Raw genomic sequence first — 26,382 nt, 5'->3', positions numbered from 1 at the left:
GGAACCTCTCATGACCAGGAACCGCGCCACGCCCGTCATCGCCCTCACGACCCTCGCGCTCACGATCGCGGCCCTCACCGGCTGCTCGGGCGCCTCGAGCGGAGCCTCGGCCGACCGCGACATCGTCATCGGCCAGGTGGCGGAGCCGGAGAGCGCGCCCGATCCGATCATGGACGGGTCTCTGGCGGGCTACAACTACTACTACAACGTGTTCGACCAGCTCACGAAGCTCGACGCCGACGGCGCGATCGAGCCGTCGCTCGCCACCGAGTGGACGCCGAGCGCGGACCTCACGACGTGGACGTTCACCCTGCGCGAGGACGCGGCCTTCTCGAACGGCGACCCCGTCACGGCGGGCGACGTCGCCTTCACCTACAGCACGATCCTGGCCTCGCCCGACTCCGACAACCTCGGCTACATGGGCGTGCTGCAGTCGGTGGAGGCGACCGACGACACGACCGTCGTCTTCACCCTGAACGCGCCGTTCTCGCCGTGGCCCTCGATCACGACCGCGATCTCGATCGTTCCCGAGACGGTCTACACCGAGCTCGGCTCGGAGGGCTTCGCGGCAGCCCCCGTGGGCAGCGGCCCGTTCCGCTTCGTCAGCTACACCCGCGGAGTCGAGTACGTCATCGAGAAGAACCCCGACTACTGGGGCGAGGAGCCCGAGGTCGAGAAGGTGACCTTCCAGACGGTCGGCGACTCCGACGCGCGGCTGAACGGAGTGTCCTCCGGCAGCCTCGACATCGCCCTCATCTCGCCGAACCAGGTCGACTCGCTGAGCGGGAGCGGCGTCGAGGTCGCCTCGCGCACCGCCAACGGCGTGACCTTCCTCGGCATGAACTCGAGCACCGGAGTGCTCGCCGACGCGCGCATCCGCCAGGCGATCCGGCTCGCCATCGACAAGCAGTCCCTGGTCGACGGCGTGCTCAGCGGCCGCGCGGTGGCGAACGACCAGATCGTGGCTCCGGATGTGACGGGCTACGCCGACATCGACGCCACCGAGTACGACCCCGACGCCGCGAAGGCGCTCCTCGCCGAGGCGGGCTACAGCGGCGAGACCATCCCGCTCCAGTACGCGACGGAGGGGCGCATCCCGCTCTCGTCCGAGATCGCGCAGGCGATCGGCGGCTATCTCGAGGCGGCCGGCATGACGGTCGAGCTCAAGGGGACCGACCAGGCGAGCCTCTCGAACATCATCTACGGCACCGTCTCGGTCGAGGGCCTCTACCTCAACACCTGGGCGCCGTCGACGATGGACGGCGACATGCCCGCCACGAACCTCTTCGCGGGCGGTCAGAACGACTACGCGAAGTCGCCCGAGCTCGCGGCCCTCGTCGAGAAGCAGCGCACCGTGACCGGCGACGAGCGCGACGCCGTCTTCGGCGAGATCGCGCAGACCAACATCGACAACGCCTTCATCGACCCGCTGTTCACGCCCGACGCCGACTACGCGGTCGCCCCCGGCATCGAGTGGACCCCCCGCGCCGACGGCGAGTACGTCCTGAGCGACGTGTCGTTCACCGACTGACCGCTTGCCGCCGACTCCTCCTCGATCTGAAAGGCTCCACCCCATGCCGAACACCACGCTCCTCCGCGACGTCCGCCCCTGGGGAGGCGAGGCGCGCGACGTCGTCGTCGACGAGACCGGCATCCTCGCGATCGCCCCGGTCGGCGAGGGCAGCGCCGACTCGGTCGTCGACGGCCGCGGCGGCATCCTGGTCCCCTCCTTCTCGGACGTCCACGTGCACCTCGACTCCACCCGGCTCGGCCTGCCCTTCCGTCCGCGCACCGGAGAGGAGGGGCGCTGGGGTCGCATCATGAACGACCGCGCGCACTGGCGCAGCGCCGAGGCCCCGGTCGCCGACCGCGCGACCGCGACCCTCCGCACCATGATCGAGAAGGGCGCGACCCGCGTCCGCAGTCACGCGCAGGTCGATGCCGACTCCGGGCTCGAGAAGTTCGAGGGCGTGCTCGCCGCCCGCGAGGCGCACCGCGATCGCGCCGACGTCGAGATCGTCGTGTTCCCCCAGGTCGGCGTCTTCGTCGAGCCCGGAGTCGTCGAGCTGCTCGACGAGGCCCTCTCGCTCGGCGGCGACCTGATCGGCGGCATCGACCCGTGCGAGATCGACCGCGATCCGGTGCGCCACCTCGACGCCGTCTTCGCCCTCGCCGAGAAGCACGGCGTCGGTCTCGACATCCACCTGCACGAGCGCGGCTCGCTCGGCCTGTTCTCGATGGACCTGATCGCCGAGCGGATCCGCGCCCACGGCCTGCAGGGCCGCGTCTCGATCTCGCACGCCTTCGCCCTGTCCTCACCCGATCGCGGCGTCGCCGCCGCGATCGAGACGCTCGCCTCCCTCGACGTCGCGCTCACCACGATCGCCCCCGGCCACGGCGCCGAGCTCCCCCTGCTCGATCTGCTCGCCGCAGGCGTCCGCGTCGGCCTCGGCATGGACGGCCAGCGCGACTACTGGTCGCCGTGGGGCAACGGCGACATGCTCGAGCGCGCGTTCCTGCTCTCGCACGGCCAGGGCTTCGACGACGACGTCGACATCGAGCACGCGCTCGCCGTCGCGACCTGGGGAGGAGCCTCCGTCATCGACGGCGGGCTGCACCGCCTCGCCTCCGTCGACGACCGCCCGGGCCTCGCCGTCGGCGACCCGTCCGAGCTCGTCGTCCTCCGCGGCGACACCCCGACCGCCGCCGTGATGGACCGCGACCCCGACCGCCTCGTGGTGCACCGCGGCCGCGTCGTCGCCGCGGGCGGCATCCTCGTCTGACGCCGCATCGATCGCGGCGGCATCATGGTGTTCCGGAGGACACGATGGCGACGCTCGACCTCAAGAAGCGGATCGCGACCTACCGCGCGCCGCACGGCCGGTTCGAGGTCGTCGAGGTCGTGCCCGCCCGCTTCCTCATGATCGACGGACACGGCGATCCGAACACCGCGACCGCCTACTCCGACGCCGTCGCCACGCTCTACCCCGTGGCCTACGCGCTCAAGTTCCTCAGCAAGAACGACCTCGGCCGCGACTACACGGTGATGCCGCTCGAGGCGCTGTGGTGGTCGGACGACATGAGCGCTTTCACCAGCGCCCGCGACAAGGCCCGGTGGAGCTGGACGGCCATGATCCTGACTCCCGATTGGCTCACCGACGAGCACGTCGCGGAGTCGGTCGGCGCCGTCCGCCACAAGGTGCCCGCGCTCGACCGCCTCCGCACGGCCACCCTCGACGAGGGCCTCGCCGTGCAGACCCTCCACCTCGGCCCTTACGACGCCGAGGGCCCCGTCCTCGCGGCGATGCACGACGACTTCCTCCCGGCCAGCGGGCTCCGGATGACGGGGAAGCACCACGAGATCTACCTCGGCGACCCGAGACGGGCCGCTCCCGAGAAGCTCCGGACGATCCTCCGTCAGCCGGTGACGCGGGGCTGAGACGCACCACCCGGCACGACGTACCCAACCGTTACACGACCCGTCGACGACGCTGTTGCGTCACAAGAATTGTTCACGGTAACATTCCGAACGAGGACGCGCTCAGTCGCTGCCCACTGCACATCCTGCACTCACTGCACCTCGGGCCGCCAGGCCCGCACTACATCGGGGCCCTCGGGCCCGCACCCGCACGGGCGCTCCTGCGCGCCCGTGATCTCAAGGAGGAGATCCATGTACAACACGAGGCGTTTCGGCCAGTTCTTCGGATTCGCAGCAGTCGGCGCCCTGGCGCTCGGCCTCGCCGGCTGCTCCGGCGGGTCCGACTCAGGATCCGACGCGGGCTCCGGCGGAGACCTGACCACCATCGGCTTCGTCGCCGTCGGCCCCGAGGGCGCCTGGCGCCAGGCCAACGAGACCAACATCGAGGAGACGTTCACCGAGGACGCCGGCTACGAGCTCAAGTACGCCCCCGCCACCAACGGAGACCAGAAGTCGCAGATCGACTCCTTCACCTCCTTCGTGGACGAGGGCGTCGACGTGATCCTGCTGTCGGCGACCGAGGGCTCCGGCTGGGAGGACTCGCTCGAGCGCGCTCAGGAGGCCGAGATCCCGGTCATCCTGATCGACCGCGGCATCGAGCCCGACGACACCGACCTCTACGTCACCCGCATCGCGCCCGACAACATCGCGGTCAGCACCTCGGTCGCCGACTGGGCGAAGACCGCGTTCCCCGACGGCGCCAAGTACTTCACGCTCGAGGGCCCCGCGGGCGTCTCGGTCGTCAACGAGCGCAACGAGGGCTGGGACGAGGTCATCGGCGCCGACTCCGCCTTCACCAAGGTCGGCGCGCAGACCGCCAACTGGTCGACCGAAGAGGCGAAGAGCGTCTTCGAGACCGTCCTGAAGTCGAACAACAACGACGTGCAGATGGTCTTCGCCCAGAACGACGAGATGGGTCTCGGTGCGGTCCAGGCCGTCGAGGAGGCCGGACTCACCCCGGGCGTCGACGTCAAGATCGCGACGATCGACGGCACCAAGAACGCCCTGCAGGCCCTCGCCGACAGCAAGCTCAGCTTCGTCGCCGAGTACAACCCGCTGTTCGGCGAGACCGCCCTCGAGGCCGTCGAGGCGACCCTCGCCGGCGAGACGGTCGAGTCCTCGATCGTCGTCCCGAGCGAGACCTTCGACTCGCCCGAGGCCGCCTCGGCCGCCCTGCCCGACCGCAAGTTCTAGTCAGCACCACTCCACGCGGAGCGACCGGGGCCCCAGCGGGTCCCGGTCTCTCCGGCCTACGGCGCAGCGAAGCGCCACTCGAGAACGGAACGACGCGGCATGACAGGTTCGCCTCCGATCGTCGAGATGAAGAACATCTCGATCAGCTTCCCCGGCGTGAAAGCCCTCGACGGAGTCGACTTCCGCCTGTTCCCGGGCGAGGTCCACACCCTCATGGGCGAGAACGGCGCCGGCAAGTCCACCCTCATCAAGGCGCTCACGGGCGTCTACCGGATCGACAGCGGCGACATCGTCGTCGGCGGCGAGACGCGGCGCCTCAACGGCACGGCCGATGCGCAGGCCGCCGGCATCTCGACCGTGTACCAGGAGGTCAACCTCTGCACCAACCTGAGCATCGGCGAGAACGTCATGCTCGGCTACGAGGTGCGGGGCCCCTTCGGCATCAACTGGCGCGCGACCCACGAGGCCGCGCGCACCGCCCTCGAGAAGCTCGGCCTCGGCCACCTCGACCCGCGCCGGCCGCTCGCCTCGCTGTCGATCGCGATGCAGCAGCTCGTCGCCATCAGCCGCTCGACCGTCAGCGACTCCCGGGTCCTGATCCTCGACGAGCCGACCTCGAGCCTCGACGCGAACGAGGTCGAGAACCTCTTCGTCGTCATCCGCCGCCTCCGCGCGGAGGGCGTGGCGATCCTCTTCGTCTCGCACTTCCTCGACCAGGTCTACGCGATCAGCGACCGCCTGACGGTGCTGCGCAACGGCCAGTACGTCGGCGAGTACCTGACTCCGGAGCTCGATCGCACCTCGCTCATCTCGAAGATGATCGGCAAGGACATCGCCGCCCTCCGCTCGCTCGACTCGGAGCGCGAGAACAGCGACCACCTCTACCGCGAGGCGCCGCTCTACTCCGCCCAGGGCATCGGCAAGAAGGGCTCGATCGAGCCGACGAACCTCACCCTGCACCGCGGAGAGGTCGTCGGACTCGCCGGCCTCCTCGGCTCCGGCCGCACCGAGCTCGCGCGCCTCGTCTACGGCGTCGACAAGCCCGACACCGGCGAGATCACGCTGCACGGCAAGAAGGCCGACATCCCCACGCCGACCGCCGGCCTCGCGCACAAGATCGCCTTCTCGAGCGAGAACCGCCGCGACGAGGGCATCATCCGCGACCTCTCGGTCCGCGAGAACCTCATCCTCGCGGTGCAGGCCAAGCGCGGCTGGGCCCGCCCCCTCTCCAAGAAGGAGAAGGACGAGATCGTCGGCAAGTACCTGGTCGAGCTGAACGTGCGACCGGCCGACCCCGACCGCCCCATCAGCAAGCTGTCCGGCGGCAACCAGCAGAAGGTCCTCCTCGGACGCTGGCTGGCGACCGCTCCCGAGATCCTCATCCTCGACGAGCCCACCCGCGGCATCGACGTGGGAGCCAAGGCCGAGATCCAGGAGAAGGTCGTCGCTCTCGCGGGCGAGGGCGTCGCCGTCGTGTTCATCTCGTCCGAGCTCGACGAGGTCGTCCGGCTCAGCGACCGCATCATCGTGCTGAAGGATCACCGCGTGATCGCGGAGATCCTCAACGGCCCGGCTGTCACCGCGGAGTCGATCGTCACTACCATCGCCGCAGAGGGAGTCGTCGACGAGGACGTCGTCGTTCTCCAGGGCGCCACGCAGGAGGCCGCATCATGAGCAGCGACACCAGACCCGGCCGGGGTTCCTTCCTCTCCGGGCTGATCCGCCGTCAGTACTTCTGGGGAGCGGTGGCGATCCTGCTGCTGCTGCTCGTCAACGTCGTCAAGGATCCGAGCTACCTGGCCGTCTCGGTCAGCCCGAGCACGGGCTACCTGGTCGGCAACGTGATCGACATCGCGAGGGCGGCAGCGCCGATCCTGATGATCGCGGTCGGCATGTGCCTCGTGGTCGCGACCGGGGGCATCGACCTCTCGGTCGGCTCGATCATGGTCGTCGCCGGTGCCGTGTCGATGGAGTTCCTCAACGCGAACGGCGCTCCCGACTCGCTCGGAGCCGCCGCCGCGGCCTTCGCCGTCGCGCTGCTCGTCGCCGGGGTCCTCGGGGCGGTGAACGGCATCCTGGTCTCGGTCGTGGGGCTCCAGCCCTTCATCAGCACCCTCGTGGTGATGCTCGCCGGCCGCGGTCTCGCCAAGGTGATCACCGGCGGCCAGAACACCGCCGCGACGAACGAGCCCTTCCGCTGGATCGCGAACGGCTACGTCCTCGGACTCCCCGTCGTCTTCCTCCTCGCCATCGCGATCGTCGTCGTCGTCGGGGTGCTGGTGCGCCGCACCGCCCTCGGCCTGATGATCGAGGCGATCGGCATGGACCCGAAGGCGGCCCGGCTCGCCGGCATCAACCGCAGCGGCCTCCTGATGACCGCCTACATCGGCAGCGGCCTGCTCGCCGGAGTCGCCGGCGTCTTCGCCACCGCCAGTGTGATGACCGTGGACGTGTCGCGGACGGGCTACCAGCTCGAGCTCGACGCGATCCTCGCCGTCGTGGTCGGCGGCACCTCGCTCGCGGGCGGCAAGTTCAACATCACCGGAGCCGCCGTCGGCGCCCTCCTGATCGCCACGCTCGACAAGACGGTCGTCTTCCTCGGCGTCTCGTCGTCGGCGACGCCCGCCTTCAAGGCGATCGTCATCGTCGCGCTCTGCCTGCTGCAGTCGGAGCGCGTCCGCTCGGCCTTCACTCAACGTCGCGAGGCGCGCCGCAGCGCTCCGCAGAAAGAGGCGATCCCCGCATGAGCGCCGTGATGACCCGATCCGCCCCTCCGACGAGCCCCGCGCGCTCCTCGGCGCGGTCGTGGCTGACCCAGCACCTCGACAAGCTGCCGACCCTCGCGGCGCTGATCATCTTCCTCGCGATGATCGTCTACGGAGAGGCCGCCTACGGCCGCATCCTGCAGGCGAGCACCGTGTCGAACCTGCTGATCAACAACGCGCACCTGATCATCCTGGCCGTCGGGCTCACCTTCGTGATCCTGACCGGAGGCATCGACCTCTCGGTCGGCGCGATCATCGCCTTCAGCAGCGTGAGCGGCGTGCTGCTCATCAACGCGGGCTGGAACCCCTGGCTCGTGATGGTGCTGATGGTGCTGATCGGCTCGGGCTTCGGCCTCGTGTCGGGCGTGCTGATCCAGTACTTCAACGTGCAGCCGTTCATCGCCACGCTGGCGATGATGTTCCTCGCCCGGGGTCTCGCCTCGATGCTGAGCACCGTGCCGGAGCGCCTCCCCGAGGACTCGCCCGTGCTGAGCCTCGCCACTCCGATCAAGCTGATCGACGGCCCGAAGGTCAACGACTTCGTGATCAGCCCCGGCGTGATCATCGCGCTGCTGGTCGTCGCTGCAGCGTTCTTCGTGCTGCACCGCACGCGCCTCGGCCGCACCGTCTACGCGATGGGCGGATCCGAGCAGTCGGCGGCCCTGATGGGCCTCCCGGTGCTGCGGACCAAGCTGCTCATCTACGTGATCAGCGGCACCCTGGCGGGCCTCGCCGGCGTCGTCTACACCGCCCGGCTCGGCAGCGCCCAGAACATCACGGGCAACGGCTGGGAGCTCGACGCGATCGCGGCGACCGTCATCGGAGGCACGCTGCTCACCGGCGGCGTCGGCTTCGTCCTCGGCTCGGTCATCGGCGCGCTGGTGCTGGGTCTGATGAACGTCCTGATCACCCGCGACGGAGGCATCCCGCCCGAGGCGACGACCATCATCACCGGAGGCATCCTCCTGGTCTTCGTGCTCCTGCAGCGCGCGGTGATGGCCCGCAACAAGACCTGACGCGGCTCCGCGCCACCTGCGTCCCAGGGCGCGACAATGCCCCCTTGCCTTACTTGACAAGGGGGTATTGTCGGGCGCATCGAAGGAGGAGGACATCGTGACGAGCACGGAGCGACTCAGCACGACAGAGCGGACCTTCGAGGCAGTGGTGACCCGGGAAGGGCGCTGGTGGATGATCCGCGTCGAGGCGCTCGACGCGGTGACCCAGGCGCGATCCCTCCGCGAGGTTCCCGCGATGGCGACGGGAGTCGTCTCCGCACTCCTCGATGTCGACGAGGACGACCTGACCATCCACCTCGCCTACGAGCTGCCCGCCGAGGTAGCCGCCGCCTGGCGCGAGGCCGAGTCGCTCCGCGCGCAGGCAGAGGAAGCGGAGTCCCGCGCGGCGCTGCTGCGTCGAGAGGCGGTTCGGGGCCTCCTCAGCCAGACGCACATGAGCCAGGCCGAAGCCGGTGTCGTCCTCGGACTCTCGAAGCAGCGCGTCCAGCAGCTCGCCTCCTGAGGCGTGCGCAGCCTGCCCGCGGCCTGAGGAAGCGCCCAGATCACCCATCGCGTTGACGTCAACATCGTGTTACCGTGAACATCGCCGACTCGTGTCGGACCCCCTCACTTCAGCAATGGTGCCGAACTAGGAGCAAGTGCGATGAAGCCCTTCCTGCGACCGCTCGTCCTCGCGACGACACTCGCGCTCGCCGTCCCCCTCCTCACGGCGCAGACCGCCGCCGCGGCGCCGTCCGACGATCTGATCCTCCGCTACGCCCTCGACGAGACGAGCGGCACCGTCGCCGTCGACAGCTCGGGCAGGGGCCGCAACGGCACCCTCTCGGGCGGCGCCGTCGCCTCCGGCACCTCGGGCGTGAGGCTCGACGGCGTGGACGACTTCGTGAAGCTCCCCGACGACGTGCTCGCCGGGCTCACCTCGATCACGGTCAGCGCCGAGGTCCTGGTGAGTCCCACGCAGGGCACGCCGTACTTCATCTGGGGCCTCGGCAACACGACCTCGGGCGCCGGCAACGGCTACCTGTACACGACGGGCAACAGCTACAAGGCCTCGATCGCGACCGGCAACTGGAGCACCGAGCAGACCGTGAACTCAGGCGCGAACCTCGCGCGCGGCGTCTGGAAGACGCTCACCTACACGCTCGACGACGCCTCCGACACCGCGCGCCTCTACCTCGACGGCACCCAGGTCGCGCAGCAGACCGGAGTCACCACCACCCCCGGCGCGATCGGCGGCGGGAAGACGACCGCGAACGCCATCGGGCGCTCGGTCTACACCGCCGACAAGACCCTCTCGGGCTCGGTCCGCGACTTCCGCATCTACAGCAGCGCACTCACCGCCTCCGACGTCGCAGGCCTGCAGGCCACCGACGCCACGAGGGTCGCCCGCGACTCCGCCGCCCTCGACCTCGGCGACCTCAGCTCGGTCACCGCGAACCTCACGCTGCCGACCACGGGTGCGAACGGCTCCGCCATCGCCTGGTCCTCGAGCGATCCGGCCGTGATCTCGACCAGCGGAGTCGTCACCCGCCCCGCCAGCGGAGTCTCCACCGTCACGCTCACCGCGACCACGACGCGCGGCTCCGCGACGCAGACCCGGACCTTCACCGCGACCGTCCCCGCGCAGGACGTGAACGCCGACGCGCAGAAGGCCCTCGACGCGCTCACCATCGTCAACGCGGGAGACGTCCGCGGCAACGTCACGCTGCCCGCGAAGGCCGGCGCCTACGACGTCTCCTGGTCCTCCTCGAACACCGCCGTGGTCTCGGCGACCGGAGTCGTGACGCGCCAGGCCGCGAGCACTCCCGTCACGCTCACCGCGACCGTCGCCGGCACCATCGCCACCCGGCGGATCCCCGTCACCGTCACCGCCGCTCCCGCCGGCCTCGACACCGACTACGACGCCGGATACCTCTGGACCCACTTCGCCGCGACCGACTACGAGAAGGTCTACTTCGGCTCGAGCACCGACGGCCTGCACTGGTCGAAGCTCAACGGCGACAAGGCCGTGCTCGCCAACCTCGCCGGCACCCTCGGCGTCCGCGACCCGCACCTCGTGCGCTCCCCCACCGGAGACGAGTACTGGATCCTCGGCACCGACCTGCACGCCGAGGGCACCGCGGGCGGAGGCTCGTGGGACCAGGTGAACGCCAGCCAGAAGCTGGTCGTCTGGCGCTCGACCGACCTCGTGACCTGGAGCGACCAGAGCCTCGTCTTCGCCGGCTCCCCGAACGCGGGCAACGTCTGGGCTCCCGAGGCGATGTGGGACGAGGCGACCGGCCAGTACTACGTCTACTGGTCGGGTCGTGACAAGACGCAGGTCGGCACCGACGGCTGGGCGCTGCGCGTCTACGTCAGCACCACCCGCGACTTCACGACCTTCTCGACCCCGACGGTGTGGCTCGACGAGAACTCGCCGACCAACAACGCCGACGGCCCGAACATCATCGACACGACCATCGCGGAGGAGAACGGCGTCTACTACCGCTTCTCCACCTCCGACTGGCGCACCGTGGTCGACAAGGCCTCGAGCCTCGCCGGCCCGTGGACCCGCGTCATCGCCCGCGGAGAGGAGACGGCCCGCGGCCTCTCCGACCACCTCGAGGGCCTCACCGTCTACCAGCTGCCCGACGGCCGCTGGGTGGCGATGGGCGACTCGTTCGGCTACTCCGCCTACGTCACCGACACCCTCGCGGACATGCGGTTCACCGCGCTGCCGGTCGGCACGACCGGCGCGAGCACCTACTCCTTCTCGAAGCCGTTCCGCCACGGCTCGGTCCTGCGCCTCTCGAGCGCCGAGGAGGCGCGCATCACCGCCGCCTACGGCACGACCACCGGTCCGACCCCCAAGCCCGTGAACGCCGCGGGCGAGATCCTTCGCTACTCCTTCGACGGAGGATCGGGCACGACCGTCCAGGACGTCACCGGTCACGGGCTCAACGGCACGCTCGTCTCGGGCGCCGCCTGGCAGAGCGGCTCGGTGAAGCTCGATGGCACCGACGACTACATCGACCTGCCCGACGACCTGCTCACGGGAGTCACCGACATCACGGTGCAGGCCGACGTCTGGATCGACTCGGCCCAGAGCGGCGCCTACTTCCTCTACGGCCTCGGCAACACGACCGCCGGCGCCGGTGACGGCTACCTCTTCACCTCCGGGAACAACTACCGCACCAGCCTCGCCACCGGCAACTGGACCACCGAGCAGACCGTCTCCTCCGGCTCGGCCCTGCCGCGCGGGAAGTGGGCGCACCTGACCTACACGCTCGCCGGCACCACCGCGACGGTCTACCTCGACGGCGTCAGGGTCGGCAGCAGCACCGTCACCGCCGACCCGAAGGACATCGGCGGCGGAGTCACCACCGCCAACTCGATCGGGCGCTCGAACTACGACGCCGACAACCGCTTCCGCGGGCAGATCCGCGAGTTCGCGATCTACAACCGGGCACTGAGCTCGGCCGAGGTGCTGGCCTCCTCCGGCAACACCACCGTCCTCGCCGAGGCGACGCTGACCGGCGACGTGCTGAAGACCGCTCCGATCGTCGACCAGACGAACCGCGTCGTCACCTTCCCGGTGAAGCCCGGCACCGACCGCACGAAGCTCACCCCGACGTACTCGACGGCCGCGGGCGTCACCGCGAGCCCCGCCTCCGGCACCGTGCGCGACCTCACCACCCCGAAGACCGTGATCCTGACTCCGGCCGGCGGCGGAGCGAGCACCACCTGGACGCTGAAGTCCGTCGAGATGAAGAGCCCGGTCATCCCCGGCCTCTACGCCGACCCGAACATCGCTGTCTTCGGCGACACGTACTACATCTACGCGACCACCGACGGCACCCCGGGCTGGGGCGGCAAGGACTTCTACGTCTGGTCGTCGAAGAACCTCGTCGACTGGACCCGCTCGGCGACGCCGATCCTCACCCTCGACGGCGCGAACGGCAACGTCCCTTGGGCGACCGGCAACGCGTGGGCGCCGACGATCATCGAGAAGGGCGGCAAGTACTACTTCTACTTCTCGGGTCACAACGCGGCGCTGAACCGCAAGACCATCGGAGTCGCGGTGGCGAGCAGCCCGACCGGCCCGTTCACGGCGCAGCAGGCCCCGATGATCACCAACGGCGAGTCCGTGAACTCGGGCCAGGCCATCGACCCCGCCGCCTTCACCGACCCGGCCACCGGCAAGAGCTACCTCTTCTGGGGCAACGGCTCACCGGTCTACGCCGAGCTGTCCGACGACATGCTCTCGATCAAGGCTGGCACGATCAAGCGGATCAGCGGCCTCACCGACTTCCGCGAGGGCGCCTTCGTCAACTTCCGCAAGGGCCTCTACCACCTGACCTACTCGATCGACGACACCGGCAGCGAGAACTACAAGGTCGGCTACGCCACCTCGACGAGCATCGACGGCCCGTGGACCTACCGCGGCGTGATCCTCGAGAAGGACCCCTCGCTCGGTATCCTCGCGACCGGCCACAACTCGATCATCACCGTCCCCGGCACCGACGACTGGTACATCGCCTACCACCGCTTCGCCATCCCCGGTGGCAACGGGACCAACCGCGAGACCACGATCGACAGGGTCACCTTCGACCCCGCGACGGGTCTGATGCAGAAGGTCGTGCCGACCCTCGAGAGCGTCGCTCCGCAGAAGGTCCCGGTGGCCGCTCCCGCGATCGCCGTGACCGCCTCGGCGAGCACCCGCTGCATCTCGGGCAAGGTCGTCCTCTCGGTGCTCGTGACGAACCCGAACGCCTTCCCCGTGAAGGTGGTCATCGGATCGACCTACGGCTCGAAGACGATCGCCGAGGTGGCCGCGGGCAAGTCGGCGACTCACTCCTTCACCACGCGTGAGGCGAGCATCCCCGCCGGCCAGGCGACCGCGACGGCGACCGCGTTCGTCGCGGGGAAGCCGGCCACGGCCTCCGCCACCGCCCCCTACTCCGCTGCCAGCTGCGGCTGACGACGGCCCGCACCCGGAACACCCCACCATCGAGTCGGCGACGCAGCCGACCGGAGAACGGAGAACACCCGCAATGAACACTCGCTCCCTACAGCACCGACCTCTGCCGGTCCGACCCCTTCTGGTCCGCGGAGCCGCAGGCCTCGCCGGAGGACTCCTCCTGCTCGGCGTCGCCGGGACCGCCATGGCCGCCGAGATCGAGGTCGGCAACGATGACGTCGACGTCAATGTCGACATCGCGCCGCTGACCACCCCCGGCTCCCTCTCGATGTCGGTCGCCGGCACCTCCACCGCCCTGACCGAGGAGGGCTCCACCAGCGTCATCCGCCAGTTCACCGGCACCCTGCCCACGGTGACGGTCACCGACACCCGCGACCCCGCCGACATCCCCGCCGGCGCCGGCTGGTACGTGCTCGGCACCGCCAGCGACTTCACCTCCACCGACGGCGGCGTCATCGGCGCCGAGAACTTCGGCTGGGCCCCGAACCTGATCGACGGCGGCGACAGCGGCCTCGTCGCCGAGGGCGATGTCGTCGACACCGCCGTCGACCCCGGGCCGGACAACGTCGGCCTCGTCGACCAGGAGCTCCTCGCGATCACCAACGACTCCGCGGCGATCGCCGAGGAGGGCTCCTGGACCGCGGACGCCGAGCTGTTCCTCCGCACCGAGCCCACCGTCGACGCCGGCCAGTACAGCTCGACGCTCACCCTGTCGCTCTTCGAGTGACCCCCCGGGCGGGAACGCCCCCCTCCGCGCACGATGCGGCCGAGCCCTCCGCCCGGCCGCATCGTGCGTCCTCCGTGAGATCCTGAGGGTGCCATGACCGATCAGCGTCGATCCCCCGTCCGTCCCGTCAGCGCCCTGCTCGCGCTCCTCGTCGGCGTGCTGGCGCTCAGTGCCGCTCCCCCGGCCGCCGCAGCCGACCGGATCTCGTGGGCGGTGAGCCCCGCCACCGACGGCGCTCCCGACAACCGCTCCTGGATCGAGCTCGACCTCGATCCCGGCGCCGTGGCCTCGGAGGAGGCCGCCGTCACCAACCTCAGCGACCAGACCGTCACCTTCCGGATCGACGCCGCCGACGGCTACTTCACCGACAAGGGCCGCTTCAACATGCTCCCCTCGGACCAGGAGTCGGTCGACGCCGGCACCTGGATCCAGGCCCCCGAGACCGTGACCGTCGAGCCGGGAGCGGTCGCCGTCGTCCCGTTCACGGTGACCGTCCCCGACAACGCCGAGCCCGGCGACCACGCGGCCGGTCTCGCCGCCTCCCTCGTCTCGGTCGGCGCCGATGCCGGCGGCTCGTCGGTCGGGGTCGAGAGCCGCATCGGCTTCCGCGTGATGACCCGCGTGACCGGCGACGTCGCCCCCTCCCTCGCCGTCGAGAGCATCGACACCGACTACCGCCTCTCGTGGAACCCCTTCGCGCCGGGATCGCTCTCGGTCGACGCCGAGATCGTCAACACCGGCAACGTGCGCCTGCTGCTCGACGGGGCGGTCACCGCGCAGGGCGCCGACACTCCCCTGGTGGCCGAGGACGCCGCGGCCCAGGAGCTGCTGCCCGGCGACCGCCGCACGATCTCGGTCGCCCTCGACGGCGTCTGGCCGCTGTTCGCGATCGGCACCGACGTGACCGTCTCGCCGACCGTGGTGACGCCCGACGGAGTCGACCCCGCGTCGATCGCGCCGGTGACCGCCTCCGCCACCGTGCTCGCGGTGCCGCTCCCCCAGCTGCTCGTGCTGCTCGGAGTCGCGCTGATCCTGGCCGCCCTGCTCGCCGGCCGCTCGCGCTCGCGCCGCCGCATCGCGCAGCTGGTCGCCCAGGCCCGCGAGGAGGGCCTGCGCGAGGGCGCGGACGCCCGCTGACGGGCGCGGCTCCGCGATCCTGATGTCGAGCGGGACCTCCTGGAGCCGTGACTCGGCGCCGGCTGGTCTCCGTCGCCGACGCCGAGCGGGTCACGATCCTCCAGGCGCGCTACCACTACTGAGCCTCGGCGCACCGCACGGACGGCGCCGGACGAGTTCGCGAATATCACCGGAACTGGGACGCGGGCGCGAGCGGCCGAGGTCTAGTGTCGGCCTCGCTGCCGCTGACCATCGCGCGCTGAACCGGGGATCCACACACATGCAGCTCCTGTGTCCGGGCGAATCCTTCACCGATCCTCCCCTTCTGTGCGCGCGACGTCTGGAGCGACCATGTCAGCTGTCCGAGCGGCTCTCGCCCTCGTCCTCGTCCCCCTCCTGACGGCGGGCACCGTCTCCGCGACCGACTCCGCGGCACCCTCGGCGCTGCCGTCGTCCTCGGCGATCCTGTCGAAGACGTCCCTGGCGGCCGACTACTACCGGCCGATGATCCCGCTCGCACCGCAGCCGTCGCTCAACGGCTGGTCCTGGGCGACCTTCGCCCAGGGCGAGAACGCGCTCTTCGCCGAATCGGGCGACCCCGCCTACCTCGCCGACGGGATGACATGGGGAGGCCTGACCTCGTGGAAGGTCTCGACGTCAGGCCTCGACCCCGACGACCTCAAGGCCGGGCAGGTCTACCACTCGCTGAACGAGTCCGACCCGCGAGCCTCCCTGACATCGATGGACGCCCGGATGGCGCAGGGACTGGCGACCCTCCCGCTCGACCAGTACGACTGGTCGGACGCGCTCTTCATGGGGCTTCCCAACTGGGCCTCGTGGTCGGAGCGCACCGGCGACACCGCCTACCTCGCAAAGATGGACGCCCTGTACGAGTGGTCCCGCGACGAGGGTGCCCTGAGCGACCGGTGCGCGGGAGCGGCGAAGCCCCAGTCCGGTCTCTTCGACGCCGCCGAGGGGCTGTGGTACCGCGACTGCCGCTACGTCGGGACGACGGACGCCGGCGGGAACAAGATCTTCTGGGGGCGCGGCAACGGCTGGGCGATCGCGGCGATGGCCGATGTCGTCACCGCGCTGCCGGCCGGAGACGCGCGCGCCGTCCCTTACCGGGACATGCTGCGGACGATGGCCGCCCGACTGGTCGAGCTGCAGGGCTCCGACGGATTCTGGCGCTCGAGCCTCCTGAACAGCAGCCTCTTCCCCGCGCCCGAGACGAGCGCCACCGCCCTGATCGCGTACGCACTCGCCTCCGGGATCTCGTCGGGCACTCTCGACCGCGCGACCTACCTGCCCTCGGTCAGCCGAGCGTGGGACGGGCTCGCCTCCGTGTCGCTCCAGCCGAGCGGTTTCGTGACCGGATGCCAGGCGGTCGGCTTCCAGCCCGCCAAGAGCTACACCGCCGCGGCTCCCCGGACGGCGCCGACGGCGTCGTCGGCCGGCACGCTGATCGCCGATTCGCCGCCGTTCTGCGTCGGCGCGTTCCTGCTCGCGGGGAGCGCGATCGCGGCGCTGAGCTCGCCCGGGACACCGACGCCGACGCCCACCGCGACACCGACGCCCACGCGCACGCCGACCGCGACTCCCACCGCCACTCCGACACGCACCCCGACGGCCTCCGCCACCCCGACCGTCACCCCGACGCCCACCGTGCCGGACACCGTCAAGCCGAAGGTCGTCCTGCTCACCCCGACCGCGAACGCGAGGGTCTCGGGAACCATCACCTTCGTCGCGACGGCCGCGGACGCCTCGGGCATCTACAGCATGAACTTCTACCTGGGATCCTCGGTGCTGGGACGCGGCGTCCCTGGGCCGGACGACACCTACACGTACGCCTTCGACTCGTCGGCGTACGCCGACGGCGCCTACCAGGTGACCGCGAAGGCGAAGGACCCCGCCCGCAACACCGGAGTCAGCCGGACCTACAGCATCACCATCGACAACTCGGGTCCGGTGACGACCCCGACCGCGACCCCGCGACCCACCGCGACGCCGACGCCGACCCGGACCCCGACTCCCACCGCGACCCCGACTCCCACCAGGACCCCGACCCCCACCGCGACCCCGCGGCCCAGCACCTCGCCGACGCCCGCCGCTGTCGGAGCCGGTCGGTACCAGGACGGCTCCCCCGCCGTCACGCTCTCCGGCACCTGGACCTCCGTGGCGGCCAAGTCCGACGACGGAGGCGGTTCGACCTACAGCTCGAACGCCACCGCCTCCGCGACGCTGACGTTCACCGGCACCTCGGTGGAGTGGATCAGCCGGCTCTCGCCGTCCGGCGGCATCAACGAGGTGTACCTCGACGGCGTCCGGGTCGCCCGGATCGACCGGTACAGCAGCAGCACCCGGTACGCCCAGACGGTGTGGAGCAGCGGCGTGCTGCCCGCCGGAGTGCACACCGTCTCACTCCGGGGCACCGCCGACCGCAACCCCGCGGCGAGAGGGAAGACCCTCCTCCTCGACGCCCTGGTCGTCCGGGGCTGACGACCGCTACTGGTAGGTGATCAGATCCGGCAGCGGTGCGACCTCGGCCATCGTCTCGGCCGGGGTCAGCATCGGCAGGTCCTCGTCGTAGAAGTTCTTCCATCCCCAGGCGATGCCCTCCGGAGCCCCCTCGTGCAGCGCCTCCCACGTCGCCTGCTTGTCGGGCTGCCCGCCCTGCCCGTCGACGTGGATCAGGAACTCGAGCTCCGGCCGGTCGCGGCGGATGCTCGCGCGGTCCTGCAGCATCGACGAGCGGAACTGGTGCAGCACGAACATCTTCGGCGGCAGCCCCTCGGCCTGCACGAGGTCGGCGAGCCACTCCGACACGCTGTCGACCTCGGCGGCCTCGACCCGGCCGATCTGCGCGAGCGGCACCTGGTCGGGCAGCAGTCGCCACTCGGGATCGAGCGCGAGCCCGACGTTCGGCAGCCGCAGCAGCTCCTCGTAGGCCTTCGCCTGGGTCAGGAAGTCGGAGCGACCCGGCTGCAGATCGAGCACCACGTACATCCCGGCCTCGGCCGCGGCGTCGATGTAGGGGCGGATCCCGTCCGCGGACAGCTCGTTGGAGTAGTCGCCGTCGTCGCCCGCGCTGCCCGCCGCCACCGTGGTGATGATCTCGAGGCTCGGCACCACCTGCAGCTCGGTGAGCGACCGGTACGGCTCGGCGACGGCGGCGGCGCGCTCGATCGTCGCGGCGAGTCCCTGCTCACCGAGGACCCCGAGCACCGGAGCGCCCGGGGTGCCGTAGATCGCGACGAACAGGTGGCCGCCGAAGAGGCGCTGACCGCCGCCCGGCAGCTGCCAGCCGGTCGCGGCGGCGCGCACCGACCACTCGGGCGCGGGCTGCGTCGCGAGCCCCGGGCCGAGCAGCAGGGTGCAGGAGGCGCGCGCGCCGGCGATCGCGGTCACCGCGGCTCCCGAGGCGAGCAGGTCGGCGGCCTCGACGAGCGTCACGAGCACGCCCGCGGCCCGCGCAGTGGCGAGAGCGGCGACATCCGAGTCGACGGGCTGCGCGAGAGCCGCCACTCCCACGAGCGCGTCGGCCCGGCCGGGCAGCTCGCCGAACGGCGGCTCGCCGGGCGTTCCCGGCGAGAAGGAGGCGAGGGCGTCGAGGTCGAGATCGGCGACGACGATGCCGGTCGCCTCCTCGAGGGCCGCGGGATCGGCGGCCGAGCGCACGACCTCGACGCCCTCGCCCGGGTCGGCGACGGCCCCGACCGCGACGATGCGGCGCGTTCCGAGCCGCGCGAGCTCATCGGCGAGGGTCGGGCCCGCGGTCTCGACGAGCAGCGGCACGCCCCACGCGATCCCGAGCTGCGCGGCGAGGAGCACCGACGCGGGCACGTCCTCGACGACCACGACGAGCGGCGCCTCGGTGAAGAGCAGTGCGCTCGCGGCGACGGAATCGGCGGCGAGCGCCACGGGCCCGCCCGGCGCGGCGGTGCGGGTGCGCGGCGCGTCCGACGACGCCGCAGGCTCGGGCGCGTCGAAAGTGCAGCCGCTCAGCAGCGGCAGGACCGACAGCCCCACGACGACACTGCGTCGGGACAGGGCCGGGCGTGATGGTGCGCGTCGTGGCGCGGTGGAGCGGGATTCTGAAGCCATGGAGCAGACCTCTCCTCTCGGAGCCGGCGGGCTCGCGGTGTGCGGTGGTCTCCCTCCACTATCGCAGCCGCCTCCGACAGCACCCGGTCACATCGAGAGGTCGGGCGCCCCTGGTCTGGTGATCGCAGCACGCGGTCTCCGGAGGAGCTGGTCGACGAGATCCGACGTCCGCTCCGAGAGATCATCGCCCGGATAGTGGGCCGCGTACAGCTCCTCAGCCTCACTGACGGACGTGACGTCGCAGACGGCGAGCAGCGCGGAGAGATCCTCCGCCTCTCGGTTGCCTCGGTGCTGCGCGGCATGGAGCTTCATCGCGAGGAGGGTCTCGGGCGAGGCGACCTCGACCACCACGTCACCCTCGTCGTGAAGGATCGTCCAGACCGCGGATCGGGTGCCGAGGCCGGAGGGGAGGAAGATCGCCGCGGCATCGTTGATCCAGTCGTCGCGCCATCCGCGGCGTCGTGCGACATCTCGGGCGGCAGCCCGGATGTGCTCGGCGGGGACCATCGGTCCGTCGACGTCCACCGTCGCTCGCCGCTCGGCCGTGATCGTGAGTGCGATGGCTGCGCCCCCGACGATGCTGATGCGCGCCGGGGCGTCGCGCCTGCGAAGCTCCCGAACCAGCTCACGGAGGCCGTCGACGATCGCGTCCCGGTCGAGAAGAACCTGCCTCGCGGTCACACCGACACCAGCTCATCGGCCTCGAGGAGGACGCCGCGACGCAGAAGCGGCGCGGGAACCCGGTCGGTCCGCACGGGGAGGGGGCCGGAGGAGGGCACCCACCGCCATCCGACGTCGCCCGCCGTCTCGACGACCCAGGCGGGAGAGGGCAGCCCGACGGCGGCGAGCCGCCACTCGACGATCCCCGCCACTGCCGCGTCCCACCGAGGCGACACCGCAGCGGGGCGCTCGGCGGCGAGAAGCGCGCGCACGAAGGGCTCGACCGCCGAGAGATCGTCGGCGACCTGGATCAGGACGCGGTAGGCCGTGCTGTCGTCCTGCCCCCTGATCGACTCGACCGCGTCGGCGACAGTGGCGCGTCCTCCGGACTGCACGGGCACGAACACGAGGCCGAGCGATTCGGCGACGCGCTCGAGTGTGCCGACGGTCGCGCCGCGCCGCCCCGTCTCGATCGCCGAGAGGTTGGGGGCGGCCAGCCCGCTCTTCGCGGCGGCCTTCCGTAGACTCCAGCCGTTCTGCACGCGGGCGTTCCTCATGGCGCGGATCAGTGTCATCAGTACCTCCGTGGCCAGAGTACCGAGCTGTTATGCATTCGCATACCGGTGGCGCGACACAGAGAAGGGGCGGCGCCTCCCGGCACCGCCCCCTCCTCGTCGTGCGTCAGACCGTGCGCGGAGCCTTCGCGAGGTTCGCGACGAGCTCGTCGTGGTTCTGGCGCACCCCGTAGGCCGGGCGGTCGCGCTCGACGCGCCACGACTCGTTCAGCGGAGTGATCGCGACGGTGTCGAAGCCGAGGCGGTCGTAGAGGTCGGTCACGAAGTGGATCGCCTCGGGGTAGTCGCTGGAGGTCGCCAGCGCGCGGCGGTCGGGGGTGCGCGCCGGCGTCCCGGTGGTCGTGATGTCGGCCGCCGTGATGTGGTTGAAGGCCTTCACCACCTTCGACTCGGGGAGCCGCTCCTGCAGCATCTCGTTGACGGTGGTCTCGCCCTTGTCGAGCGCCTCGATCCGCCCGTCCCGCTCGAAGTAGTAGTTGTTCGTGTCGAGCACGATCTTGCCGGCGAGCGGCTCGACCGGGATCGCGTCGAGCGCCTTCAGCGGCACCGTCACGACCGCGATCTCGGCGGCCTCCGCCGCCTCCTGCGCCGTCGCCGCGCGCGCCTTCGGGCCGAGCTCCGCGATGAGGTCGGCGAGCGTCTCGGGACCGCGCGAGTTGGCGATCACGACCTCGTCCCCGAGGCCGATGACCGCGCGCGCGATCTGGCTGCCGATGTGTCCTGCTCCGATGATTCCGTACGTCGTCATACCGAGGCCAACGCGTGTGCCGGCGAGGCATTCCGGCTCCCCGCCTTCTCCCACGGCGCGTCCAGGCTCGCCCGCTGCGGCGATCCGGGATAGCGCTTTCTGCGGTAGTTTCGAGCGTTCGACGTCGACAGAGGGCGCGCACCGTCGCCGCCCCGCCAGAAGGAGACCTGATGCCGCAGTTCGACCTCCCGCTCGAGCTCCTCGAGCAGTACGTCCCGGACCTGCCCGTGCCCGAGGGCTTCGCCGAGTTCTGGCGGTCGACGGTCGCCGAGGCGCGCGCGAGCGCGACCGAGCCGCGCTTCGAAGCGGTCGACGCGGGCTACGCACTGCTCGACACCTACGACGTGACCTACTCCGGGTTCGGCGGCCACCCGATCCGCGGCTGGCTGATCCTCCCGCGCGGCATCGAGGGCCCCCTCCCCGCCGTGGTCACCTACATCGGCTACGGCGGCGGGCGCGGCCTCCTCGACGAGTGGACGGCCCTGAGCGCCGCGGGCTACGCGCACCTCGTGATGGACACCCGCGGTCAGGGCTCCGGCCACCGCACCGGAGTCACGCCCGACCCCGTCGGCAGCGGTCCGCGGGCGACCGGGTTCATGACGCAGGGCATCGAGTCGCCCGACGACTACTACTACCGCCGCGTCTTCACCGACGCGGTCCGCGCGCTCGACGTGCTGCGCGCGCACCCGGCCGTCGATCCCTCGCGCGTCGCGATCTCGGGCGGCAGCCAGGGCGGCGGGATCTGCCTCGCCGTCGCCGGCATCCTCGGGCTGCTGGGCGAGTCGTCGTCGGCGCGGGCGGCGATCATCGATGTGCCGTTCCTCAGCCACATGAGCCACGCGGTGCGGATCATCGACACGATGCCCTACGGCGAGGTCGGGCGCTACCTGCGCACCCACCGCGGCTCCGAGTCGTTCGTGTTCGACACCCTCGCCTACTTCGACGGGACCTCGTTCGCCCCGCACGCCGAGGTGCCGGCGATGTTCTCGGTCGGACTGCTCGACGACATCTGCCCGCCGTCGACGGTCTACGCGTCCTACAACCGCTACTCCGGGCCGCGCGAGATCCGCGTCTATCCCTTCAACGGGCACGAGAACGGCGAGGCGTTCCAGTCGGCCGAGCACGTGCGCTTCCTGGCGCGCGCGCTGGCGTAGCCCGCGCCCGGCCGACCTCCGGCTCGCAGAATCGCGTTCGGCTCGCAGGATCGGACGACTTCGACGAGCCGAAGGTGATCCGACGAGCCGGAGGTGCCGGCGTCGGTCTCGGTCAGGCGTCCGATGCCGCGAGCATCGCGGTGCCGATGCGGTCCTCCAGATCGGCCAGCTCGTCCAGAATGTCGGCGGCGACCCAGACCTGGTCCCTCCTCCGCTCGGTCAGAGGAGCGAGCACCTGCGCATCGACCAGCTGGCGCAGAGCCGCACCGACGCTCGAGGGCACGCGTCCGGTGATCTCGAGCGCCCGGGCGGTCGTGAGGATCGGATGGTCGAGGAGGCCCCGGAGCAGGAGGTCCGCGGCACTGCCCGCACGGGGCCGGACCGCAGCCGCCCAGGCGGCCGGGAGCTCCTCGAGCGAGGCGGCCGTCCGCATGGCCTCCGGCGCCGCCACGACGCAGGCGCGGGCGAGCTCGTCGACGAACGGCGCGAGCGCCCCCTCCCGATAGCCGTTCACGAGAGAGAAGTAGCGTTCGCGATCGGCGACCAGCGCCGACGCCACCGGCACCACCGTCGTCGTCGTCAGACCCCGGCGCCGGAGGATCGCATTGATCAGCGCTCGACCGATCCTGCCGTTGCCATCGGTGAAGGGATGGATGGACTCGAACTGCGCGTGCGCGATCGCCGCCTGCACTATCGGGTCGAGGTCGCTCCGGTTCGAGAATGCGATCAGATCGGCCATGAGCGCCGGGACGATCTCTGCTGGGGGCGGGACGTGCACTGCATCGCGTGGCGAGTGGTCGCTTCCCCCGATCCAGTTCTGCATCGACCGGTAGGCCCCGGCATACCGGTCGTCCACCGGGTCGTCGGCCATCAGGACTCGATGGGCAGCGAAGATCGAGACCTCGTCGATCAGGCCCGTGCTGCCGGCTGCGTCGACCATGCCGGTCAGCGCCTCGGCTGCCGCGACCATCGACGTGGCACTCGCATTCGCCCTGATGCCGACCGTGGCGCGGGCGTAGTCGTCGAGGCTCGCGTTCTCGTCCTCGATCTTCGAGGAGGAGACGGCCTCGGTCCGGATGAGGAGCCGGCCGAGTGCTCCGAGCCGGCTTCCGGATCCGGCATCCAGAGTGATGATCGCCCGCGCGGCGGCGTCGAGGGCCGGCCGGGAGGACGGGGGCGCCACCCATGAGGACGCCGCGATCAGGGGAGGCAGCGAGACGACGACCTCGCTGAGCATTCGGTCGGCCCGGGAGCCGGCACGGGACACCTGCCTCCACGGGCGCGTCTCGTACTCGTGCGCCGTCCACTCGAAGGTCATGCGGCTCCTTTCGAGAACCCGAATCAGCGGCATCGTCAATTCGGGTTATGGGCTCAACCCGAATTATCGCACGTCGTGATTCGGGTTGTGCGGTCAGCACGACGGCCGTCGCTTTGTGACGCCGCGAGTCGCGCGTCATCGCCGGCTCGCAGGTGCACTCGCCACCATCGACGCATGACCCGCCAGATCCGCTTCAACGCCTTCGACATGAACTGCGTCGCCCATCAGTCCTCCGGCATGTGGCGCCACCCCCAGGACCAGTCCTGGCGCTACAAGGACCTCTCGTACTGGACCGACCTCGCGAAGCTGCTCGAACGAGGCACCTTCGACGGCGTCTTCATCGCCGACGTGCTGGGCACCTACGACGTCTACGGAGGCTCCAACGAGGCCGCGATCCGCCACGGCGCGCAGGTCCCCGTCAACGACCCGATCCTCCTCGTCTCGGCGATGGCCGCCGCGACCGAGAACCTCGGCTTCGGCATCACCGCCGGCACCGCCTACGAGCACCCGTACCCCTTCGCCCGCCGGATGTCGACGCTCGACCACCTGACGAAGGGGCGCGTCGGCTGGAACGTGGTCACCGGCTACCTGCCGAGCGCCGCCCGCAACATGGGCCACGAGGACCAGCTCGAGCACGACGACCGCTACGACGTCGCCGACGAGTACCTCGAGGTGCTCTACAAGCTGTGGGAGGGGTCGTGGGAGGACGACGCCGTGATCCGCGACCGCGACTCCGGCGTCTTCACCGACCCGGCGAAGGTGCACGAGATCGGCCACAGCGGCAAGAACTTCACGGTGCCCGGCATCCACCTCTCGGAGCCGTCGGTGCAGCGCACGCCCGTGATCTACCAGGCCGGCGCGTCGCCCCGCGGCATCCGCTTCGCGGCGGGCAACGCCGAAGCGATCTTCGTCGCCTCCTCGACGAAGGCGGGCCTCGCGGCCACCGTCTCGCGCATCCGCGACGCCCTGGAGGCCGCGGGCCGCGACCGGCACTCGGCGAAGATCTACACGCTGCTCACGATCATCACCGACGAGACCAGCGAGAAGGCGCACGCCAAGCACCGCGACTACCTCTCGTACGCGAGCGAGGAGGGCGCGCTGGTCTTCATGTCGGGCTGGATGGGCATCGACCTCTCGCAGTACGACCTCGACGAGCCGATCGGCAACGTGAAGAGCAACGCGATCCAGTCGACGGTCGCGAACTTCCAGGAGGCGAACGAGGACGGCTCGGAGTGGAAGGTGCGCGACATCGCCAAGCTCGGCGCCATCGGCGGGCTCGGGCCGTTCATCGTCGGCTCACCGTCGGAGGTGGCCGACCACCTGCAGGAGTGGGTCGAGGACACCGACGTCGACGGCTTCAACCTCGCCTACGCGATCACTCCGGGCACCTTCGAGGACGTGGTCGAGTACATCGTCCCCGAGCTGCGCCGCCGCGGCGCGTACCCCGAGGAGTACGTCGAGGGCAGCCTCCGCCACAAGCTGCACGGCCGCGGCGACAGGCTCCCGGAGGAGCACCTGGGCGCCGGGTTCCGCTACCGCGCGCAGGACTGACCCCGAACACAGAGGCACCCCGCCGCAGTGCGCGACGGGGTGCCTCTGTATGTCCGAGAACCGCAGGGTCAGCTCTCGAAAGTCGCGTCGAGGGTGATCTCGACTCCGGTCAGCGCCTTGCTGACGGGGCAGGTGGCCTTGGCCTCTTCGGCCGCCTTCAGGAAGGCCGCCTCGTCGATGCCGCTGACCTCGCCGCTGACGACGAGCTTGATGCCGGTCAGCTTGAAGCCTCCGGCCGAGTCCGGGCCGAGCGAGACGTCGGCGCGCACGTCGAGCGCCTCGACGGTGCCGCCGGCCTGGCCGAGGACGGCCGAGAACTGCATGGCGTAGCAGGCGGAGTGGGCGGCGCCGAGGAGCTCCTCGGGGCTGGTGGCCCCGTTGGCGTCGTCAGCGGCGCGCTTGGGGAACGAGACGTCGTAGGTGCCGAGCTTCGAGCTCGAGAGCTCGACCTGGCCCTCGCCGGTCTCGAGCGAGCCGTTCCAGGCGGTGCGTGCAGAACGAGTGGGCATGGTTCCTCCTTCGGGACGGAGGACGCGCGTCGTAGAACGAGCGTTCTCTCCGGATGATCCGAGCCTAGGGGAACGAGCGTTCTCTCGCAATGCCGCTCGCGCGGTCAGTGCAGGATCTTCAGCCCGATCACGCAGGCGACGATGCCGAGCACGAGCAGCGTCCGCACCACCGAGAAGCCCTCGCCGCCGAAGAACATGCCGTAGAGCACGGTGAGGGAGGCGCCGATCCCGACCCAGACCGCGTAGGCGGTGCCGGTGGGCAGCTCGCGCATCGAGAAGGCGAGTCCCGCCATGCTCGCGACCACCGCGACGCCGAAGACGATCGAGGGGCCGAGGCGGGTGAAGCCCTCCGACTTGCCGAGGGCGGTGGCCCAGACGGCCTCGAGGACTCCGGACACGACGAGAACGATCCAGGACATGACGATCCACTCCAGCGAGTCAGTCTTGTCGTGTGGCCGGGTACTGCTCCCTCGTCCGGCTCGCCGTCATCGGCTCCCGCCATCGTGC

21 protein-coding genes and 1 riboswitch are annotated in these 26,382 nt (G+C 70.6%); of the genes, 14 read left to right on the top strand and 7 right to left on the bottom strand.

Annotation, left to right across the window (positions count from 1 at the left end; translation table 11 throughout):
- Positions 1-10: 10 nt before the first annotated feature.
- The 12 genes from GRS92_RS09010 (at position 11) to GRS92_RS19115 (ending at position 17,755) form a co-directional block, all read left to right on the top strand.
- Positions 11-1,531 carry an ABC transporter substrate-binding protein gene (locus GRS92_RS09010; protein ID WP_159855404.1) on the top strand — a complete coding sequence of 507 codons (1,521 nt, stop codon included), beginning with the start codon at positions 11-13 and terminating at the stop codon, positions 1,529-1,531.
- Positions 1,532-1,574: 43 nt separating this feature from the next.
- Positions 1,575-2,783, top strand: coding sequence for an amidohydrolase family protein (locus tag GRS92_RS09005; RefSeq protein WP_159855402.1), 1,209 nt, complete (start codon positions 1,575-1,577; stop codon positions 2,781-2,783).
- Between the two features lie 44 nt (positions 2,784-2,827).
- Complete coding sequence (locus GRS92_RS09000) at positions 2,828-3,439, top strand: GyrI-like domain-containing protein (RefSeq protein ID WP_159855400.1); 612 nt, start codon at positions 2,828-2,830, stop codon at positions 3,437-3,439.
- A gap of 231 nt (positions 3,440-3,670) precedes the next feature.
- A complete protein-coding gene (locus tag GRS92_RS08995) occupies positions 3,671-4,672 on the top strand; it encodes an ABC transporter substrate-binding protein (protein ID WP_159855398.1) in 1,002 nt (333 codons plus the stop codon).
- 99 nt (positions 4,673-4,771) lie between these two features.
- Positions 4,772-6,346, top strand: coding sequence for a sugar ABC transporter ATP-binding protein (locus GRS92_RS08990; RefSeq protein ID WP_159855396.1), 1,575 nt, complete (start codon positions 4,772-4,774; stop codon positions 6,344-6,346).
- Positions 6,343-7,419, top strand: a complete 1,077-nt coding sequence (locus tag GRS92_RS08985) for an ABC transporter permease (RefSeq protein ID WP_159855394.1) — start codon at positions 6,343-6,345, stop codon at positions 7,417-7,419. Before GRS92_RS08990 ends, GRS92_RS08985 begins: the two co-directional genes overlap by 4 nt.
- 8 nt (positions 7,420-7,427) lie before the next feature.
- On the top strand, positions 7,428-8,453 hold the full coding sequence (locus tag GRS92_RS08980) for an ABC transporter permease subunit (RefSeq protein ID WP_235021892.1): 1,026 nt from the start codon (positions 7,428-7,430) through the stop codon (positions 8,451-8,453).
- A 97-nt stretch (positions 8,454-8,550) separates the two neighbouring features.
- On the top strand, positions 8,551-8,955 hold the full coding sequence (locus GRS92_RS08975) for an antitoxin HicB (RefSeq protein WP_159855390.1): 405 nt from the start codon (positions 8,551-8,553) through the stop codon (positions 8,953-8,955).
- A gap of 141 nt (positions 8,956-9,096) precedes the next feature.
- Positions 9,097-13,413, top strand: coding sequence for a family 43 glycosylhydrolase (locus GRS92_RS08970; RefSeq protein ID WP_159855388.1), 4,317 nt, complete (start codon positions 9,097-9,099; stop codon positions 13,411-13,413).
- A 73-nt stretch (positions 13,414-13,486) separates the two neighbouring features.
- A complete protein-coding gene (locus tag GRS92_RS08965; protein WP_159855386.1) occupies positions 13,487-14,140 on the top strand; it encodes a hypothetical protein in 654 nt (217 codons plus the stop codon).
- 93 nt (positions 14,141-14,233) lie between these two features.
- On the top strand, positions 14,234-15,277 hold the full coding sequence (locus GRS92_RS08960) for a WxL protein peptidoglycan domain-containing protein (protein WP_159855384.1): 1,044 nt from the start codon (positions 14,234-14,236) through the stop codon (positions 15,275-15,277).
- Between the two features lie 330 nt (positions 15,278-15,607).
- Positions 15,608-17,755 (top strand): glycoside hydrolase family 88 protein, encoded by a 2,148-nt coding sequence (locus GRS92_RS19115; RefSeq protein WP_159855382.1) that lies wholly within the window; start codon positions 15,608-15,610, stop codon positions 17,753-17,755.
- A gap of 6 nt (positions 17,756-17,761) precedes the next feature.
- Here GRS92_RS19115 and GRS92_RS08950 read toward each other — a convergent pair whose 3' ends face one another.
- The 4 genes from GRS92_RS08950 to GRS92_RS08935 form a co-directional block, all read right to left on the bottom strand.
- Entirely contained in the window at positions 17,762-19,285 is a 1,524-nt protein-coding gene (locus GRS92_RS08950) for a hypothetical protein (protein ID WP_235021891.1), read from the bottom strand.
- A 162-nt stretch (positions 19,286-19,447) separates the two neighbouring features.
- A complete protein-coding gene (locus GRS92_RS08945) occupies positions 19,448-20,041 on the bottom strand; it encodes a hypothetical protein (protein ID WP_159855379.1) in 594 nt (197 codons plus the stop codon).
- Complete coding sequence (locus tag GRS92_RS08940; RefSeq protein ID WP_159855377.1) at positions 20,038-20,595, bottom strand: helix-turn-helix domain-containing protein; 558 nt, start codon at positions 20,593-20,595, stop codon at positions 20,038-20,040. Before GRS92_RS08940 ends, GRS92_RS08945 begins: the two co-directional genes overlap by 4 nt.
- A 106-nt stretch (positions 20,596-20,701) precedes the next feature.
- Positions 20,702-21,343, bottom strand: a complete 642-nt coding sequence (locus tag GRS92_RS08935; protein ID WP_159855375.1) for an NADPH-dependent F420 reductase — start codon at positions 21,341-21,343, stop codon at positions 20,702-20,704.
- Between the two features lie 170 nt (positions 21,344-21,513).
- Between GRS92_RS08935 and GRS92_RS08930 the strand changes: the two genes are divergently transcribed.
- Positions 21,514-22,497 carry an acetylxylan esterase gene (locus GRS92_RS08930; RefSeq protein ID WP_159855373.1) on the top strand — a complete coding sequence of 328 codons (984 nt, stop codon included), beginning with the start codon at positions 21,514-21,516 and terminating at the stop codon, positions 22,495-22,497.
- A 112-nt stretch (positions 22,498-22,609) separates the two neighbouring features.
- Here GRS92_RS08930 and GRS92_RS08925 read toward each other — a convergent pair whose 3' ends face one another.
- Complete coding sequence (locus tag GRS92_RS08925; RefSeq protein WP_159855371.1) at positions 22,610-23,815, bottom strand: Fic family protein; 1,206 nt, start codon at positions 23,813-23,815, stop codon at positions 22,610-22,612.
- A 174-nt stretch (positions 23,816-23,989) separates the two neighbouring features.
- Between GRS92_RS08925 and GRS92_RS08920 the strand changes: the two genes are divergently transcribed.
- Positions 23,990-25,366 carry an LLM class flavin-dependent oxidoreductase gene (locus tag GRS92_RS08920; protein WP_159855369.1) on the top strand — a complete coding sequence of 459 codons (1,377 nt, stop codon included), beginning with the start codon at positions 23,990-23,992 and terminating at the stop codon, positions 25,364-25,366.
- A 68-nt stretch (positions 25,367-25,434) separates the two neighbouring features.
- Here GRS92_RS08920 and GRS92_RS08915 read toward each other — a convergent pair whose 3' ends face one another.
- Positions 25,435-25,875: an OsmC family peroxiredoxin gene (locus tag GRS92_RS08915; protein WP_159855367.1), complete on the bottom strand. Its 441-nt coding sequence runs from the start codon at positions 25,873-25,875 to the stop codon at positions 25,435-25,437.
- A gap of 104 nt (positions 25,876-25,979) precedes the next feature.
- Positions 25,980-26,294 (bottom strand): DMT family transporter, encoded by a 315-nt coding sequence (locus GRS92_RS08910; RefSeq protein WP_159855365.1) that lies wholly within the window; start codon positions 26,292-26,294, stop codon positions 25,980-25,982.
- 13 nt (positions 26,295-26,307) lie between these two features.
- Positions 26,308-26,373: riboswitch (guanidine-III (ykkC-III) riboswitch) on the bottom strand.
- Between the last annotated feature and the right edge of the window lie 9 nt (positions 26,374-26,382).

It is taken from the genome of Rathayibacter sp. VKM Ac-2754 (assembly GCF_009807095.1).
Classification (GTDB): Bacteria; Actinomycetota; Actinomycetes; order Actinomycetales; family Microbacteriaceae; genus Rathayibacter.
The sequence above is the reverse complement of the archived record's forward strand: the minus strand, read 5'-3'. Positions and strand labels throughout refer to the sequence as shown.

Coding starts and splice junctions, on each gene's coding strand:
- GRS92_RS09010 (WP_159855404.1), top strand. CDS start 11: ATGACCAGGAACCGCGCCACGCCCGTCATCGCCCTCACGACCCTCGCG.
- GRS92_RS09005 (WP_159855402.1), top strand. CDS start 1,575: ATGCCGAACACCACGCTCCTCCGCGACGTCCGCCCCTGGGGAGGCGAG.
- GRS92_RS09000 (WP_159855400.1), top strand. CDS start 2,828: ATGGCGACGCTCGACCTCAAGAAGCGGATCGCGACCTACCGCGCGCCG.
- GRS92_RS08995 (WP_159855398.1), top strand. CDS start 3,671: ATGTACAACACGAGGCGTTTCGGCCAGTTCTTCGGATTCGCAGCAGTC.
- GRS92_RS08990 (WP_159855396.1), top strand. CDS start 4,772: ATGACAGGTTCGCCTCCGATCGTCGAGATGAAGAACATCTCGATCAGC.
- GRS92_RS08985 (WP_159855394.1), top strand. CDS start 6,343: ATGAGCAGCGACACCAGACCCGGCCGGGGTTCCTTCCTCTCCGGGCTG.
- GRS92_RS08980 (WP_235021892.1), top strand. CDS start 7,428: ATGACCCGATCCGCCCCTCCGACGAGCCCCGCGCGCTCCTCGGCGCGG.
- GRS92_RS08970 (WP_159855388.1), top strand. CDS start 9,097: ATGAAGCCCTTCCTGCGACCGCTCGTCCTCGCGACGACACTCGCGCTC.
- GRS92_RS08965 (WP_159855386.1), top strand. CDS start 13,487: ATGAACACTCGCTCCCTACAGCACCGACCTCTGCCGGTCCGACCCCTT.
- GRS92_RS08960 (WP_159855384.1), top strand. CDS start 14,234: ATGACCGATCAGCGTCGATCCCCCGTCCGTCCCGTCAGCGCCCTGCTC.
- GRS92_RS19115 (WP_159855382.1), top strand. CDS start 15,608: ATGTCAGCTGTCCGAGCGGCTCTCGCCCTCGTCCTCGTCCCCCTCCTG.
- GRS92_RS08940 (WP_159855377.1), bottom strand. CDS start 20,595: ATGACACTGATCCGCGCCATGAGGAACGCCCGCGTGCAGAACGGCTGG.
- GRS92_RS08935 (WP_159855375.1), bottom strand. CDS start 21,343: ATGACGACGTACGGAATCATCGGAGCAGGACACATCGGCAGCCAGATC.
- GRS92_RS08930 (WP_159855373.1), top strand. CDS start 21,514: ATGCCGCAGTTCGACCTCCCGCTCGAGCTCCTCGAGCAGTACGTCCCG.
- GRS92_RS08925 (WP_159855371.1), bottom strand. CDS start 23,815: ATGACCTTCGAGTGGACGGCGCACGAGTACGAGACGCGCCCGTGGAGG.
- GRS92_RS08920 (WP_159855369.1), top strand. CDS start 23,990: ATGACCCGCCAGATCCGCTTCAACGCCTTCGACATGAACTGCGTCGCC.
- GRS92_RS08915 (WP_159855367.1), bottom strand. CDS start 25,875: ATGCCCACTCGTTCTGCACGCACCGCCTGGAACGGCTCGCTCGAGACC.
- GRS92_RS08910 (WP_159855365.1), bottom strand. CDS start 26,294: ATGTCCTGGATCGTTCTCGTCGTGTCCGGAGTCCTCGAGGCCGTCTGG.